General features: G+C 62.9%; 16 protein-coding genes. 12 read left to right on the top strand and 4 right to left on the bottom strand.

The annotated features are described in order from the left end of the window. Positions 1 to 114: 114 nt before the first annotated feature. Entirely contained in the window at positions 115 to 1,308 is a 1,194-nt protein-coding gene (locus tag AC2LD7_RS12210; RefSeq protein WP_484598003.1) for a PilT/PilU family type 4a pilus ATPase, read from the top strand. Positions 1,309 to 1,335: 27 nt separating this feature from the next. On the opposite strand, the gene AC2LD7_RS12205 is transcribed toward AC2LD7_RS12210, so the two are convergent. After that, positions 1,336 to 2,223, bottom strand: coding sequence for an RluA family pseudouridine synthase (locus AC2LD7_RS12205; protein WP_484598002.1), 888 nt, complete (start codon positions 2,221 to 2,223; stop codon positions 1,336 to 1,338). A 183-nt stretch (positions 2,224 to 2,406) separates the two neighbouring features. Here AC2LD7_RS12205 and AC2LD7_RS12200 point away from each other — a divergent pair, with 183 nt between their 5' ends. The 6 genes from AC2LD7_RS12200 to AC2LD7_RS12175 all read left to right on the top strand — a co-directional run bounded on the left by AC2LD7_RS12200 (position 2,407) and on the right by AC2LD7_RS12175 (position 9,628). After that, positions 2,407 to 3,201: a DUF899 domain-containing protein gene (locus AC2LD7_RS12200; RefSeq protein WP_484598001.1), complete on the top strand. Its 795-nt coding sequence runs from the start codon at positions 2,407 to 2,409 to the stop codon at positions 3,199 to 3,201. 238 nt (positions 3,202 to 3,439) lie between these two features. Further along, positions 3,440 to 5,248, top strand: coding sequence for a thiamine pyrophosphate-requiring protein (locus AC2LD7_RS12195; RefSeq protein WP_484598000.1), 1,809 nt, complete (start codon positions 3,440 to 3,442; stop codon positions 5,246 to 5,248). Further along, the gene (locus AC2LD7_RS12190; RefSeq protein WP_484597999.1) at positions 5,245 to 6,357 is read left to right on the top strand and encodes an enolase C-terminal domain-like protein; all 1,113 of its coding nucleotides are present in this window, start codon (positions 5,245 to 5,247) and stop codon (positions 6,355 to 6,357) included. Before AC2LD7_RS12195 ends, AC2LD7_RS12190 begins: the two co-directional genes overlap by 4 nt. A 10-nt stretch (positions 6,358 to 6,367) precedes the next feature. Then, positions 6,368 to 7,339 (top strand): hypothetical protein, encoded by a 972-nt coding sequence (locus tag AC2LD7_RS12185; RefSeq protein ID WP_484597998.1) that lies wholly within the window; start codon positions 6,368 to 6,370, stop codon positions 7,337 to 7,339. Beyond that, complete coding sequence (locus AC2LD7_RS12180) at positions 7,339 to 7,980, top strand: gluconate 2-dehydrogenase subunit 3 family protein (protein WP_484597997.1); 642 nt, start codon at positions 7,339 to 7,341, stop codon at positions 7,978 to 7,980. Before AC2LD7_RS12185 ends, AC2LD7_RS12180 begins: the two co-directional genes overlap by 1 nt. Then, positions 7,970 to 9,628: a GMC family oxidoreductase gene (locus AC2LD7_RS12175; protein ID WP_484597996.1), complete on the top strand. Its 1,659-nt coding sequence runs from the start codon at positions 7,970 to 7,972 to the stop codon at positions 9,626 to 9,628. Before AC2LD7_RS12180 ends, AC2LD7_RS12175 begins: the two co-directional genes overlap by 11 nt. Before the next feature lie 13 nt (positions 9,629 to 9,641). On the opposite strand, the gene AC2LD7_RS12170 is transcribed toward AC2LD7_RS12175, so the two are convergent. Together AC2LD7_RS12170 and AC2LD7_RS12165 are read right to left on the bottom strand one after the other, a co-directional pair. Then, entirely contained in the window at positions 9,642 to 9,908 is a 267-nt protein-coding gene (locus AC2LD7_RS12170; RefSeq protein ID WP_484597995.1) for a PepSY domain-containing protein, read from the bottom strand. Positions 9,909 to 10,024: 116 nt separating this feature from the next. Further along, positions 10,025 to 10,384, bottom strand: coding sequence for a copper-binding protein (locus AC2LD7_RS12165; RefSeq protein WP_484597994.1), 360 nt, complete (start codon positions 10,382 to 10,384; stop codon positions 10,025 to 10,027). A gap of 162 nt (positions 10,385 to 10,546) precedes the next feature. Here AC2LD7_RS12165 and AC2LD7_RS12160 point away from each other — a divergent pair, with 162 nt between their 5' ends. Genes AC2LD7_RS12160 through AC2LD7_RS12145 form a run of 4 tightly spaced genes read left to right on the top strand, consistent with a single transcriptional unit; the run spans position 10,547 to position 13,165 of the window. Continuing rightward, complete coding sequence (locus tag AC2LD7_RS12160; protein ID WP_484597993.1) at positions 10,547 to 10,855, top strand: PepSY domain-containing protein; 309 nt, start codon at positions 10,547 to 10,549, stop codon at positions 10,853 to 10,855. Beyond that, complete coding sequence (locus tag AC2LD7_RS12155; protein ID WP_484597992.1) at positions 10,855 to 11,160, top strand: PepSY domain-containing protein; 306 nt, start codon at positions 10,855 to 10,857, stop codon at positions 11,158 to 11,160. The genes AC2LD7_RS12160 and AC2LD7_RS12155 overlap by 1 nt, the downstream gene beginning before the upstream one ends. Next, positions 11,160 to 11,825, top strand: a complete 666-nt coding sequence (locus tag AC2LD7_RS12150; protein ID WP_484597991.1) for a response regulator transcription factor — start codon at positions 11,160 to 11,162, stop codon at positions 11,823 to 11,825. Before AC2LD7_RS12155 ends, AC2LD7_RS12150 begins: the two co-directional genes overlap by 1 nt. Next, positions 11,822 to 13,165: a sensor histidine kinase gene (locus AC2LD7_RS12145; RefSeq protein WP_484597990.1), complete on the top strand. Its 1,344-nt coding sequence runs from the start codon at positions 11,822 to 11,824 to the stop codon at positions 13,163 to 13,165. Before AC2LD7_RS12150 ends, AC2LD7_RS12145 begins: the two co-directional genes overlap by 4 nt. Positions 13,166 to 13,183: 18 nt before the next feature. Here the strand turns inward: AC2LD7_RS12145 and AC2LD7_RS12140 are convergent, their stop codons facing one another. After that, a complete protein-coding gene (locus AC2LD7_RS12140) occupies positions 13,184 to 13,399 on the bottom strand; it encodes a hypothetical protein (RefSeq protein WP_484597989.1) in 216 nt (71 codons plus the stop codon). Between the two features lie 334 nt (positions 13,400 to 13,733). On the opposite strand from AC2LD7_RS12140, the gene AC2LD7_RS12135 reads away from it, so the two are divergent. Continuing rightward, entirely contained in the window at positions 13,734 to 14,606 is an 873-nt protein-coding gene (locus tag AC2LD7_RS12135) for a helix-turn-helix transcriptional regulator (RefSeq protein ID WP_484597988.1), read from the top strand. Positions 14,607 to 14,715: the final 109 nt, after the last annotated feature.

The following is a 14,715-nucleotide window of genomic DNA, read 5'->3' as shown; positions in this document are numbered from 1 at the left end:
CAGTTCACGCGCCCGGCGTTGTGCCGGCAGACGCGGGCCCATAAAGTGAACGCCGCCAGTGGCGCCGCGGCTTTACCCGCGACCCTGCCCACAAATTTCGTCTGGATGTAGCCGATGGATATCAAACCCTTATTGAAAACCCTGGCCGCCCAGGATGGCTCCGACCTCTTTCTCTCCACTGGCGCGCCCCCCTGCGCCAAGTTCAATGGCGTGCTCAAGGCCCTGTCAGCCGAGCCGCTGAAACCCGGCGACATCGCCACCATCGCCGAGGGCATCATGGATGCCGAGCAACGTGCCGAGTTCGAGCGCGAGCTGGAAATGAACCTGGCGATCTCGGTACCGGGCGTCGGGCGCTTCCGCATCAATATCTTCAAGCAGCGCAACGAGGTTTCGATCGTTGCGCGCAATATCAAGCTGGACATTCCCATTTTCGAAGATCTGAAACTGCCCAAGGTGCTGCTCGACGTCATCATGGAAAAGCGCGGCCTGGTGCTCTTCGTCGGCGGTACCGGTTCGGGCAAGTCCACCTCGCTGGCAGCACTGATCGACTATCGCAACCGCAACAGCGGTGGGCACATCATCACCATTGAGGACCCGGTGGAATATGTGCATCGGCATAAGAAATCGATCATCAACCAACGCGAGGTCGGGGTGGATACCCGCAGCTTCCATGCCGCGCTGAAGAACACCCTGCGCCAGGCGCCGGATGTGATTCTGATCGGCGAGATCCGTGATCGCGAAACCATGGAACATGCCCTGGCATTCGCCGATACCGGCCATCTGGCGATCTCCACCCTGCACGCCAACAACGCCAACCAGGCGCTGGATCGCATCATCAATTTCTTCCCGGAAGAGCGCCGCCCGCAGTTGCTCAACGACCTGGGCAACAACCTCAAGGCGTTCATTTCTCAGCGGTTGGTGAAGACCACAGACGGCAAACGCCGGGCCGCGGTGGAGGTGATGCTCGGCACGCCGACGATTCGCGATCTGATCAAGCGCAACGAGTTCAGCGAACTCAAAGAGATCATGGAAAAGTCCAAGAACCTGGGTATGCAAACCTTCGACCAGGCGCTTATCGATCTGGTCAACGAAGGGGTGCTGGACGAGGAAGAAGCGACCAAGAATGCCGACTCGGCGAACAACGTGCGGCTCAAACTGAAGCTGCACCGCGACGGTGGTGTGACGGCGGCCCCGAGCAACGCGCCGCCATCGCCGCAGGCGGCCGGCAGCGACAAGGGGGCGAGTTGGGGGATGGAGCTCAAGCTCGAAGAGCTTGATGATCCGAACGATGAAAAAGGCAATCTCTGACGGCCGTGGATGCTCAGGCCCGGCGACTCACCAGCTCAGTTGCCGGGCGCTTTCGAAGTGCCGCTCGATGCCGGTCAGCGGATCGCTGAAGCTCAAAGCCTGGGCCAGCAACTTCAACGGCCGCGAATAATCGTCTTGATCGCGCCGCCCGCGCTCGATCAGCGCCGGGTAGAAGGGATCGTTGCAAATACCGGCACCCAGCGTGGCCATCTGCAGGCGCAGCTGATGCTTACGCCCGGTAACTGGATACAGCGCGTAACGCCAGAATTCGCCACGGCGTTCGAGCACCTCGATGCGCGTCTCGCTGTTGGGCTCGCCATCGCCCTGCTTCATCAGGAAGAACGGCTCGCCGTCGACCATGTGCAGCCGCTCCTGGCGCGGAAACGTCAGCGCGGGCAGCGCCGGGCAGATCGCTTCGTAGCGCTTGTCTATCTTCCGTTCACGAAACAACGCCTGGTAACGGCCACGGCTTTGCGGGTTGGTGGAGAACAGCACCAGCCCGGCCGTCAGCCGGTCGATGCGGTGAATCGGCACCAGATCGGAATTGTCCAAACGTTTGCTCAGACGCGCCAACAGGGTTTCGTTGACGTATTCGCCGGCCGGCATCACCGGTAGGAAGTGCGGTTTGTCGGCCACTAGCAGATGTTCGTCGAGGTGCAGAATCTGCTCTTCGAAGGGGATCGGCTTCTCGTCCGGTACTTCGCGGAAATAGTGGATCTTCAGCCCGACCTGATAAGGATGCGTTGCCGCAAACGGCTGCCCGTCCGCGCCCAGCACGCGGCCTCTGGCAAAGCGATCCAGCCAGGTGTCGCGATCGATCGCAGGGAAATGCGCGCACAGGCAATCGAGCACGGTGGCCCAGTCGCCTTGGGGCAAATGAAGGGTGCTGCGGGCATTGGGAGCAGTAGCGGACATGACGGCGCGCACGAACGAAAACGACTTGCGATGATACCCGACCGCCACCCGCGCTCCGCCAGCGATATCCGAATCAACTTTGGTTTTCACAGCTGTCGATTTGAATCGCGGCCAGTCGACCATTCGAGACCGCATCGAAATCATCGATGCTCAGTTCGCTCGTCCCGCAACCGGAGGCTCATGATGAACAACCATTCGATCGTTTCCCGCCAGCAATGGCTGGCCGCCCATACCGAACATCTGCTCAGGGAAAAACAGGTCACGCACCAGCGCGAAGCCCTCGCCGCCGCGCGCCGCGAACTACCCTGGACGCGCGTGGAGAAGGACTACCGGTTCCATGACGCCCAGGGTCCGGTGCGTTTGGACGAGCTGTTCGACGGACGCAGCCAACTGATCGTCAAGCACTTCATGTTCGGCCCCGACTGGCAGGAAGGCTGTGTCGGCTGCTCCTTCGAGATGGATCACCTGCAGGGCCCCCTGGTGCATCTGGCCAACCACGACGTCAGTGTCGTCGCAATCTCCCGTGCGCCCTTCGCGGCGCTCGATGCCTTTCGCCAACGCATGGGCTGGCAGATTCGCTGGGTATCTTCTGCCGGCAGCGATTTCAATCGTGATTTCCACGTCTCGTTCGATCCCGAAGACATCGTCGACGGCAAGGTTTTCTATAACTTCACGTGGGAACCGTTCGTCTGTGAGGAGTTGTCGGGTTTCAGCGTGTTCTACCGCGATGAGGATGGACGCATCTTCCACACCTTTTCGGCTTACGGGCGCGGCGCGGAGGAGTTGCTGGGCAGCTATGTGCTGCTCGACATGACGCCCAACGGTCGCAGCGAGAACGGGCCACAACACAATCTGACCGATTGGGTCCGGCACCATGATCGCTACGGCAGCGGCGACACCGTCGACAACACCGGACGAGCCAGACCAGGCGATTCCACCGCCTCTGCCGGCTGTTGCCATCAGGCAGATCCTCAGTAACCAACTGAAGAATGTAGAGCGAGCGAACTGCACTTCGTACGGCGCTGAAGGCTCGCCCGTCATTCCAGCAAATTTATGGGAAACCCTGCGCGCGCCATCCGGTCCAGTCTAGAACAGCAGGCATCCAGGGCTGAGAAGGCACTTCCATATAACGCGTCAATTTGCGTTGCATGCGAACGCTTCTGGCGTACCAGCCCGCCTTGTCTAACGGTTCGAGTCCAGACCAAGCGAGGTTTCCATGGCAATGACAGTTGGCGATTTTATAGTCGAACGCCTGTATCAATGGGGTGTTCGCCGTATTTACGGCTACCCCGGCGACGGTATCAACGGCGTATTCGGCGCGCTGAACCGGGCCAACGGGAAGATTCGCTTCATTCAGGCTCGGCACGAGGAAATGGCCGCTTTCATGGCCTCCGCCGACGCCAAGTTCAACGGTGGGCTCGGCGTGTGCATCGCGACTTCCGGCCCCGGTGCGGCGCATCTTCTGACCGGCCTGTACGACGCGCGTATGGATCACATGCCTGTACTCGCCATCGCCGGCCAGCAGGCCCGCACGGCCCTGGGCGCGCATTACCAGCAGGAGCTCGATCTGCCGGCGATGTTCAAGGATGTCGCTGGGGCTTTCGTGCAGCAGGCCAGCGCACCGGCCCAGGTGCGGCATCTGGTTGACCGGGCGATTCGCACCGCGGTCGGCGAGCGCAAGGTCACCGCGATCATCCTGCCCAACGACCTGCAAGAGATGGAATACAGCGAGCCGCCGCGTTCCCACGGCGCGGTGCATTCCGGCATCGGCTATACGCGTCCGAAGGTGATGCCCTACGAGGCAGACCTGCAGCGCGCCGCCGAAGTGCTCAATGGCGGCAAGAAGGTGGCGATTCTGGTCGGCGCCGGCGCGCTGAACGCCACGGACGAGGTCATCGCCGTGGCTGAAAAACTCGGTGCCGGCGTCGCCAAGGCGCTGCTGGGCAAGGCCGCTCTACCGGACGATCTGCCATGGGTCACTGGCTCCATCGGCTTGCTCGGCACCGAGCCGAGCTACAAGCTGATGACCGAGTGCGACACCCTGCTGATGATCGGCTCGGGCTTCCCCTATTCCGAATTTCTGCCCGAAGAGGGCCAGGCAAGGGGCGTGCAGATCGATCTCAAGGCCGACATGCTGAGCATTCGCTATCCGATGGAGGTGAATCTGCATGGCGACTCGGCGGAGACCCTGCGCGCGTTGTTGCCGCTGCTGCAGGAAAAGACCGACCGCGCCTGGCGCAAGGACATTGAAAACTGGCGGATGGACTGGGAAAAAACCCTGGAACAACGCGCCATGGTCGCTGCCGAGCCGATCAACCCGCAACGCGTCGCCTTCGAGCTGTCTCCGCGTTTGCCCGACTTGGCAATCATCACCAGCGACTCGGGCTCCTGCGCCAACTGGTACGCCCGCGATGTGAAGATCCGCCGCGGCATGATGTGTTCACTCTCCGGTGGCTTGGCGTCGATGGGCGCAGCCGTGCCCTATGCCATCGCGGCCAAGTTCTCCCATCCGGACCGTCCGGTGGTGGCCATGGTCGGCGACGGCGCCATGCAGATGAACAACATGGCCGAGCTGATCACCGTCGCCAAATACTGGAAGGAGTGGCAGAACCCACAGTGGATCTGCTGCGTGTTCAACAACGAGGACCTTAACCAGGTCACCTGGGAACAGCGCGTGATGGAAGGCGACCCGAAGTTCGAGGCCTCGCAGAACATCCCCAACGTGCCCTACCACCGCTTCGCCGAATCCATTGGTCTGAAAGGCATTTACGTCGACCGCGAGGACCAGGTCGGCGCCGCCTGGGATCAAGCCTTTGCTGCCGACAGACCGGTGTTGATCGAATTCAAGACCGACCCGAACGTGCCGCCGCTGCCACCGCATATCAAGCTGGAACAGGCCAAGCACTTCGCCACCACACTGCTGCACGGCGACCCGGACCAGGGCGGGATCATCAAACAGTCGGCCAAGCAGGTGCTCAGCAAGGTCATGCCGGGGCACCACACGGACGAGAAGGACAAGAAATGACCGCTCGGCCGGACGCCGCCATCCGCGCGTTGCGGGTGGCGGCCTACCGCATACCGACCGACGCGCCCGAGGCCGATGGCACCTTCGCCTGGAACGCCACCACGCTGGTGGTGGTCGAGCTCGACGCAGCCGGCGAAACCGGGCTCGGCTATACCTATGCCGACGCGTCGTTGGTGCGGCTGATCGACGGGCATTTTCGCGAGCAGGTCGAAGGCGCGGATGCCTTCGCCATTGGCCAGCTCAACGAACGGCTCTGGGCCAGCGTGCGCAACCTCGGCCGTTCGGGGCTGGCGGCTTGTGCGATTTCGGCCATCGACTCGGCGCTCTGGGATCTCAAAGCCCGGCTGCTCGACCTACCGCTGGCGCGCCTGCTCGATGCCCGACGCGAGCGCATCGCGGTGTACGGCAGCGGTGGCTTCACCAGCTATGACGACGCCCGTCTGCGCGAACAGCTCGGAAGTTGGGTGCACGACGGCGATTGCCGCTGGGTAAAGATGAAGATCGGCGCCGATGCCGGGCGCGATGCCGAGCGGGTCCGTGCGGCGCGCGAGGCAATCGGAGAAGACGCCGGGTTGTTCATCGATGCCAACGGCGCGCACACGCCACGCAGCGCCATTGCCTTCGCCCATCACGTGGCCGAGCAGCAGGTCGGCTGGTTCGAGGAGCCGGTCAGTTCCGATGATCTGGCCGGACTGCGCGAAGTTCGTGAGGCGCTCGGTGCCAGCGGCCAAGCGATGGACGTGGCGGCGGGCGAATATGCCTACACGCCGGACGATTTTCGCCGCTTCGCCGAGTACCGCGCGGTGGATGTGCTGCAGGCTGACCTCACCCGCTGCGGCGGCGTGACTGGCTTTTTGCAGGCGGCGGCGCTGTGCGAAGCCTTCCATCTCGACCTCTCGGCGCACTGCGCACCGGCGTTGCATTTGCATGCGTGTTGCGCCGCGCCGCGCTTTCGCCACCAGGAGTGGTTTCACGATCACGTGCGACTGGAAACGATGCTGTTCGATGGCGCACCTTCGCTGAAAAACGGCGAGATAGTGCCGGATCTGACGCGTCCGGGCCACGGCCTGCGGCTGCGCGCGGCGGATGCACAGCGCTACGCCATCTGACGGAGCATTCATGGTTTCACGCACGCAACTCAGGCTGCTGGCCGTCGGCGCGACTACCGCGCTGGGTCTTGCCGCCCTGAACTGGCAGAAACACGAGAAGCGCGGCCGCGGCCTGCTGTTCAGCCCGAGCCGGGGCACCATGGTCGATGCCGCGCGCACGCTGAACCGCGGCGCCGGCCTGCTGGCCACCTCGGTGGCGCTGGACAGCGCGCTGGAGCACTACCGGGGCGACTTTCAGAACCGCGCCATGTACACCCCGTTGATCACCTCGACGCTGTCGCTGCTCGCCAGCGGACACGGCCAGCAGGACCGTAAGGCCGTCGCCCACGACGTGCGTGATCCGATCTACCTGCTGACCGGACTGACCGGCCTGGTCGGCACCGGGTTTCACCTTTACAACGTCACCAAGCGCCCGGGCGGCCTGGGCTGGAGCAATCTGTTCTATGCCGCGCCGCTGGGTGCGCCCTCGGCGCTGGTGCTTTCCGGCCTGCTCGGTTACTACGCCGAGCGCCTGCGCAACGCCAGTGGCGATGCCGTACCGCGGGTATTCGGTTTGCCAGCGGGCCGGTCGGTGGCGTTGATGGCCGCCGGTGGCTTGCTCGGCACCACCGCCGAAGCCGGCCTGCTGCATTTTCGTGGCTCGTTCCAGAACCCGGCGATGTACCTGCCGGTGACCGCGCCGCCGCTCGCCGCCGCACTGCTGGCCGCCAGCGCACTGACCAGTCCGCGCCGCCAGCGGCTGCGCTGGCTGTCGCGACTGGTGCTGCGTTTCACCGCGTTCATGGGCTTCGCCGGGGCCGGGTTTCATGCCTTTGGCATCACCCGAAACATGGGCGGCTGGCGCAACTGGCGACAGAATCTACAGGCCGGCCCGCCGCTACCCGCACCGCCGAGCTTCACCGGTCTGGCACTGGCCGGGCTGGCGGCGCACTCGCTGCTCGACGAAGAAAAGCAACTGGCGCAATACCGATGGTGGAAATAATGACCAACCGTTACCCCGATTACGATGTGCTGCGCAAACGCCAGGGGCCGTCGTGGAACGAACCGAGCCGAGAGGTCGTCGAGCAACGTCTGGCCGTGCCGAACGAGACCGGCTATTTCAGCGCGAACCAATGGCGCACCCTGCAGGCGGTGTGTGATCGAATCGTGCCGCAACCGCCTGATCGACTGCCGATCCCGGTCGCCGCGCTGGTGCAGCTCAGAGTCAGCGAGCGCCGTGGCGATGGCTACCGAGACGCCCGTCTGCCGCCGTTGCAGCAGGCTTGGGCCACCGGGCTCGATGCACTCGATGCCGAAGCGCAGGCCCATCACGGTCAATGCTTTGCCGAGCTGCCACCGGCACGACAGGACGATCTGCTTGCCGCCATGCAACGCGACGAGCTGCATGGCGCCGCCTGGCAGGGCATGCCGGCTGCGGCCTTCTTCAGCCACCGCCTGGTGCATGACATTCCCGCCGCCTACTACAGCCACCCGACAGCCTGGAACGAGCTGGGCTTCGGCGGCCCGGCCAGCCCGCGTGGCTACGTGCGCCTGGCCGAGGACACCCGCGATACCTGGGAAGCCGCCGAGGCCCACCCCGGCAAGGAAGGCCACGCGCGGAAGTTGAATCGCCATGTCCGCTGATCGTCTGCTCGATGCCATGCGCACGCCACGCGGTCGCAACGGCCGAGCCCCTGATGTGTTCCACCGTGGTGGCTGGGTGCCGATGCGTGAGTACCCGGAACACGAGTCGGTGGACTTCGCCATTGTCGGTACCGGTGCTGGCGGCGGCACCCTCGCCTGCAAGCTGGCCGAGGCCGGCTTTTCGGTGGTCGCCTTCGACGCTGGCGCGTGGTGGCGACCGCTGGAGGAATTCGCGTCGGATGAGGCCCATCAGGAAAAGCTGTTCTGGACCGATGAGCGCCTGTGCGATGGCGAAAATCCACTCAAGCTCGGCACCAACAACAGCGGCAAGTCGGTCGGCGGCAGCACGGTGCACTTCGCCATGGTCTCGCTGCGCATGCGCCCCGAGTGGTTCAAGGCGCGCTCGCTGCTCGGCTATGGATTGGATTGGCCGCTCGATTGGCGCGAGATGTGGGATTACTACGAGGAGGTCGAACAGGCGCTGAAGATTTCCGGGCCGGTACGCTACCCCTGGGGGCCGAAGCGCCGACGCTACCCCTATCGTCAGCATGAAGTGAACGCCTCGGGCATGGCGCTGGCGAAAGCCTGCGAAGCGATGGGCGTAGCCTGGGCACCGACACCGCTGGCGACCCTCTCGGCGCCACGCGACAACGCGCCACCCTGCGTCTATCGCGGCTTCTGCGTCACCGGCTGCTCGACCAACGCCAAGCAGAGCGTGCTCAACACCTGGATACCTCGTGCGCTCAGTGCCGGCGCCGAAGTACGCGACCTGGCCATGGTCGGGCGCATCGAGACCGGACCGGATGGGCTCGCCAGCGGTGTGCATTACCACCGTGACGGTCAGTGGCGCTTCCAGCATGCGCGTAACGTGGTGGTCGCCGGCTACGCCATCGAGACGCCGCGGTTGCTGCTCAATTCGGCCAACGAACGTTACCCCGACGGGCTCGCCAACAGCTCCGGTCTGGTCGGTACGCACCTGATGGTGCACGCCAACCAGGCCGCTTGGGGCGAGGTCGATGAGGAAATTCGCTGGTACAAGGGACCGCCGTCACTGGCAATCACCGAGCACTGGAACTACGAAGACCGCGGCAAGGATTTTCACGGCGGCTACGCGATCATGAGCCAGGGCCCGCTACCGGCCGCCTGGGCCGCCACCCAGACCGGCAACCGCGGGCTCTGGGGCAAGGCGCTGGTCGACGAAATGCAAAAGTACAACCACCAGGTCGGGCTGAAGATCGTCGGCGAAACGCTGCCTCAATCCGGCAACCGGGTGACGCTGGCGGATGAGAAGGACCAGTACGGACTGCCCATCGCACGGGTCACCTGGTCGATGGGTGACAACGACCAGCGGCTGGTCGAGCATGCCGTCGACTTCATGCGCCGCGGCTTGGAGGGCATGGGCGCCCGTAACATCTGGAACGAAACGGACGGCACCGCGCACCTGATGGGCACCGCGCGCATGGGCTCCGACCCGGCGACCAGCGTGGTCGACGCCGACTGCCGCAGCTGGGACATCCGCAACCTGTGGATCTGCGATGGCTCGGTATTCCCGACCTCGGGCGGGGTCAACCCATCGCTGACCATCCAGGCGATCGCCTGCCGCACCGCCGATCGCATCTGCAAACTGGCCCGCCGCGCCGAACTGTAGCGGGCCGCTGCGATCAGTCCTGCTCGTCGCGGGTCATTTTCCCGGTCTTGCCGTCCATCTTGAATTCCCAGACTTTGCCATCGGCTTTGACACCTTCGCCTTCCCACGAATCGTTGTCCGCGTCGATGGAATGAAGCTGTGTATAGCCGGCTGCCTTGGCTTTTTCTACGGCCTGCTCAAGAGTGATCCAGTCGGCGCCTGGCTTGTCTGCCAGTGCAAAACCACTGGCGCTTCCGAGAACGGCGACGGCCAGGGCAGCGGTCAGTTTCTTGTGATACATAAGTTCGATCCTTTTGCTGTTTGTCGGGACGGGGTGCAACGCAGCCCTTATGAATACGAGCCCAACGGGCAGACGGAGGTTCAGCACAAACCGTCTACAACGGCAGGATGCATGTATCAACGCTTGTCGATGGAGACGATCGCCGCCTCGTCGCCTTCACTCTGAAAACCGATTTCAACCGCATCACCTACGACCAACCCTTCGAGCTGCTCTCGCCGGACCTGGAACTCCATGGTCGATGCCGGCCATTTCAAAGCGGGCACCGGGCCATGGGCGATGGTCACCACGCCTTGTTCGCGGTCCAGGGCCTCGATGGTTCCGCTGGCGCGCATGACCGGCTCCGAAACCATTTCAGTGGCGGGCCCCGCGTCGATATCCGGAGATTCCGCCGGGGCCGTAGGCTTGAGCAGGTCCTGCGCAAACGCGGGCTGATTGAGCAGAAACACGCTTAGCGCGACGCTGTAGAACAGATTCATGACAGCCTCCCGAAACAGGTGGACGTACGCTGCATTGGACAATGCAGCCGCACCTATTGCTTGGCCCAAACGCTTTTTGTCGCAGCACACACCCGTTCAGTTTCGCGTAAGCCAGCACTCGTAACCTGTGAATCGTCAAAACCCACACAGGAAAACGAACCCATGAAAACACTGACTACGCTGATCACCGCCGCCACCCTCGCCCTCGGCGCCAACCTGGCCATGGCCCGCGACCTGGGCCCCGACGAAGCATTGAAGCTGCGCGATGCCGGCACCATCCAGTCGTTCGAGAAGCTCAACGAAACGGCAATGGCCAAGCACTCCGGCGCCAAGGTTGAGGAGACCGAACTGGAAGAGGAATACGGTCGCCACATTTATCAGGTTGAATTGCGCGACGACAAAGGTGTGCAATGGGACATGGAGCTCGATGCCAAAACCGGCGAAGTGCTCAAGGACCATCAGGACGATTAATGCGACCCGCCACTCTTCTCACCATTCCACTGGCTCTGCTGCTCGCCACCACCCCGGCGGCGAGCCGTGACCTGGACCAGGATGAAGCCCTGCGGCTTCGCCGTGAGGGCCTGATTCTGCCATTGGAAAGTTTGCTGCAGCGGGCGATGGAGCGTCATCCCGGTGCTCGCCTGCTGGAAGCCGAGCTGGAAGAAGATGATGGTCTTTATATTTATGAAATCGAACTGCTGACCGCAGATGGCATCGCTCGCGAGCTGGAACTGGACGCGCGCGATGGCCGGATGCTCAAGGACGAAGAAGACTGATGCGCCTGTTATTAGTCGAAGACAACGTTCCGCTGGCTGACGAACTGGTGTCCAGCCTGAGCCGCCAAGGCTACGCCACCGACTGGCTCGCCGATGGGCGAGATGCCGATTATCAAGGCAGCAGCGAACCCTATGACCTTATCGTTCTGGACCTCGGCCTGCCTGGCAAGCCAGGGCTGGAGGTATTGCGCGCTTGGCGCGCACGAGGCCTGGCAACGCCGGTGCTGATTCTCACCGCCCGCGACTCCTGGGCCGAACGCATCGAAGGCCTCAAAGCCGGCGCCGATGATTACCTGACCAAACCCTTCCATCCCGAAGAGTTGCAGTTGCGCATCCAAGCGCTGCTGCGCCGCGCCCACGGTGTGGCCAACCAGCCGCTGTTGCAAGTGGGTGGGCTGGCTTTGGACGAAGCACGCCAGCATTGCAACAAGGACGGCCAGGATATCGAGCTGACCGCTGGAGAATTTCGCCTGTTGCGCTACTTCATGCTGCACCCCGGCCAGCTGCTGTCGAAAACCCAACTGGCCGAACACCTCTACGATGGCGAAACCGAGCGCGATTCCAACGTGATCGAGGTGCACGTCAACCGCTTGCGCGGCAAGCTCGGCCGCGAGTTGATCGAGACCCGCCGCGGCCAGGGCTATCGCTTCGGCGGCGCGCCTTGAAGTCGATCCAGCGCAGCCTCAGCCTGGGGCTGATCGCCGTGCTGCTGATCGTTAGCCTGCTTTTGCTGCAGACCAGCCTCTGGCTGTTCGAAACGGGGCTCAAACGCAGCCTGGAAACCGACCTGCGCGAAGAAACCGAAGGTCTGCTGATCGCCGTGGTGCAAGGTCCGAATGGCTTCAAGCTCGATTCGAGCCGACTGAATCCGCGCTATCAACGGGCCTTTTCCGGCCATTACTTTCGTATCGACCTGCCTGGGCGCAGCTGGCGTTCCCGCTCGCTGTGGGATGCCGAACCGGTCTGGCCCGGCAGCGATGGGCTCGGCGACGAACTACTCGACGGCCCGCAGGATCAGCGCCTGCTTACCTATCACGCCGACTACCGCCGCGATGGCCAAACCATAGGTATCAGCGTCGCCCGCGACTACACGCCGATCCTCACGAGTTTCGCCCAGGTTCGTCTCGCCGGATTGGGCCTGGTCGGTGTCGTCCTGCTGGTGTTCCTGCTCCTGCAGCGCTACGCGGTGAAGCTCGCCATGCGCCCGCTGGAAAGAGCCCGCCAGCAGATTGCGCAGCTGCAGCAGGGCCAGCGTCAGCAGCTCGACATCCAGGTGCCACAGGAACTGCAGCCGCTGGTGGAACAGATCAATCGTCTATTGGCGCACACCGACGACACCCTCAAGCGTTCGCGGCATGCGCTGGGCAACCTCGGCCACGCTCTGAAAACCCCGTTGGCCGTGCTCGGCAGCCTCACCCAGCGCGAGGAGTTGGCAGCACAGCCGGACCTGCAGGCAAATCTGCGCGACCAACTGGACCAGATCCAGCAGCGCGTGTCGCGCGAATTAAGTCGTGCAAGGCTGGCCGGCGAGGTCCTGCCTGGCGCCCATTTCGACTGCGCCGAAGAACTGCCGGCACTGTTCGAAACGCTGCACATGATCCACCGCCGCGACCTCGACCTGCGTTGGCACACCCATGCCGATTGCCGCTTGCCCTGGGATCGTGAAGACATGCTCGAGCTGCTCGGCAACCTACTCGACAACGCCTGCAAGTGGGCGCGCGCGCAGGTATCGCTGAACATCGAAAAGCTGCCGGATGGTTATCTGCTCCGAGTCGAGGATGATGGACCGGGAATTCCCGAAGACCGCCGCGAGGCCGCTCTGGAGCGCGGCACACGTCTCGACGAACGGGCGGAGGGCCACGGCCTGGGACTCGGGATCGTGCGGGATATCACCGCCGCCTGGAACGGTGATTTGACGTTGGAACAGAGCGCACTCGGCGGGCTGCAGGTCAGCATCCGCCTGCCGACAGCAAAAGGCCGGGCAGCTCAGCAAGGCAATCGGTGATGCGAAGGAGCAGAGCGCTTACTGCGGGCGGGACAGCTCGTTGCGCATATCTTCCAGAATGGTTTCCACCAGCAGGCCGTTCTGAACCTGACGGCCAGAGACCATGCGAATGGCTTCGGTGCCGTTGATCCGATAACCGACGCGGACCACCAAATAGCCGTCGTCTTGCGGCTCCACGCGGGTCTGATATTCAGCCGGAAAATTGTCGGCAAGGTGACGGGACAGGGTTTTCATCGAACGCCTCATGCGCTAAGTCTGTGACAAAGACCCGGCAAATCACCCGGAGATTCCAACCACTCATCGGATGACCGTTCATCGACAAAAAAATGTAACGTTGCGCGCCCCGGCCCGCCTCACTTCCCCTCGCTTTTCCCGTACGCCAACCAGGCCAGAAAACCCATGCCGGCGAAGACGGTTGCGGAGAACAGCAGCGCATTCAATAACAGGCTCATGGTGTCGTCGTCCTCGTTCTGCTCGCTTGAAGTACGCCTTGAATATATGTAGCTTCGCGCGACACGTCGAGCTACCCGATAGTCGCGTGTAAAGTTTTCCAGCAGAAGAGGGACGGATGAAAAGGATGCAATCGATCAATCAGATCCGCTGGGACTTGGCACTGCGTTATCGCCTGATCGAGACGATCGCCTGGTGGGAAGGCCGTCTGACCACGGGTCACCTGATGCAGAGCTTCGGCATCAGTCGGCAGCAAGCGTCGAAAGACATCAATACCTACCTCAACGAACATGCGCCAAATAACCTTACATATGACCGCCATCTGAAGGGCTATACGCCGAGCAAGCAGTTTCAGCCGCTGTTCATCGACGGTAGCGCCAGCGCTTATCTCCACCTGCTCGACCAGAACCGTGATCGCGCGCCGCATATCGAAGGCCTAGCGTTGGCCTATGCGCACACCGAAGTGCTGCACATGCCCGATCGCAGCATCCGTCCCGAGGTACTGCGGCCGATCCTGAAAGCCTGCCGTGAGGGGTTGCGACTGGAAACCGAATACGTGTCCCTCGCCCACCCCGACGTCGAGATCCGCGTGATGGCGCCGCATACGCTGGTCTTCACCGGCACCCGCTGGCATGTGCGCGCTTACTGCGAGAAGAATCGAGGCTACCGTGATTTCGTGTTGAGCCGCTTTCGCGGCGAGCCGGATCTGATGGATGAAAGCGAGAATACCTGTGACGCAGACAAGGCCTGGAATACTTCGGTAGAGGTGATCATCGAGGCCGATGCGCGGCTTAACCCGGAGCAGAAGGCGATCATCGAAACCGATTACGGCATGCAGGATGGCGAGCTGCGCATCGCGACCCGTGGAGCGTTGGTGCAGTACGTGCTGCAGCGGTATCAGATCGATCCCAACACCGTTCAGGCGAATGCTGCTGCGCAGCAGATTCAGGTGAGCAATTTGCAAGGGTTGAAGGTGTGGTTGTATTCGTGATGGTTCCACGCAGCCGCCTCATCTGTAGGGGCGAATTCATTCACCCGGTTCCGCCCGCCGGCCCCTTTGCAAATCGCAGCGCGCTCTGGCCAGTGGCGGCTGACCGCGC

It is taken from the genome of Stutzerimonas sp. (assembly GCF_982611455.1).
This window is presented reverse-complemented; position numbering and strand designations above follow the sequence as displayed.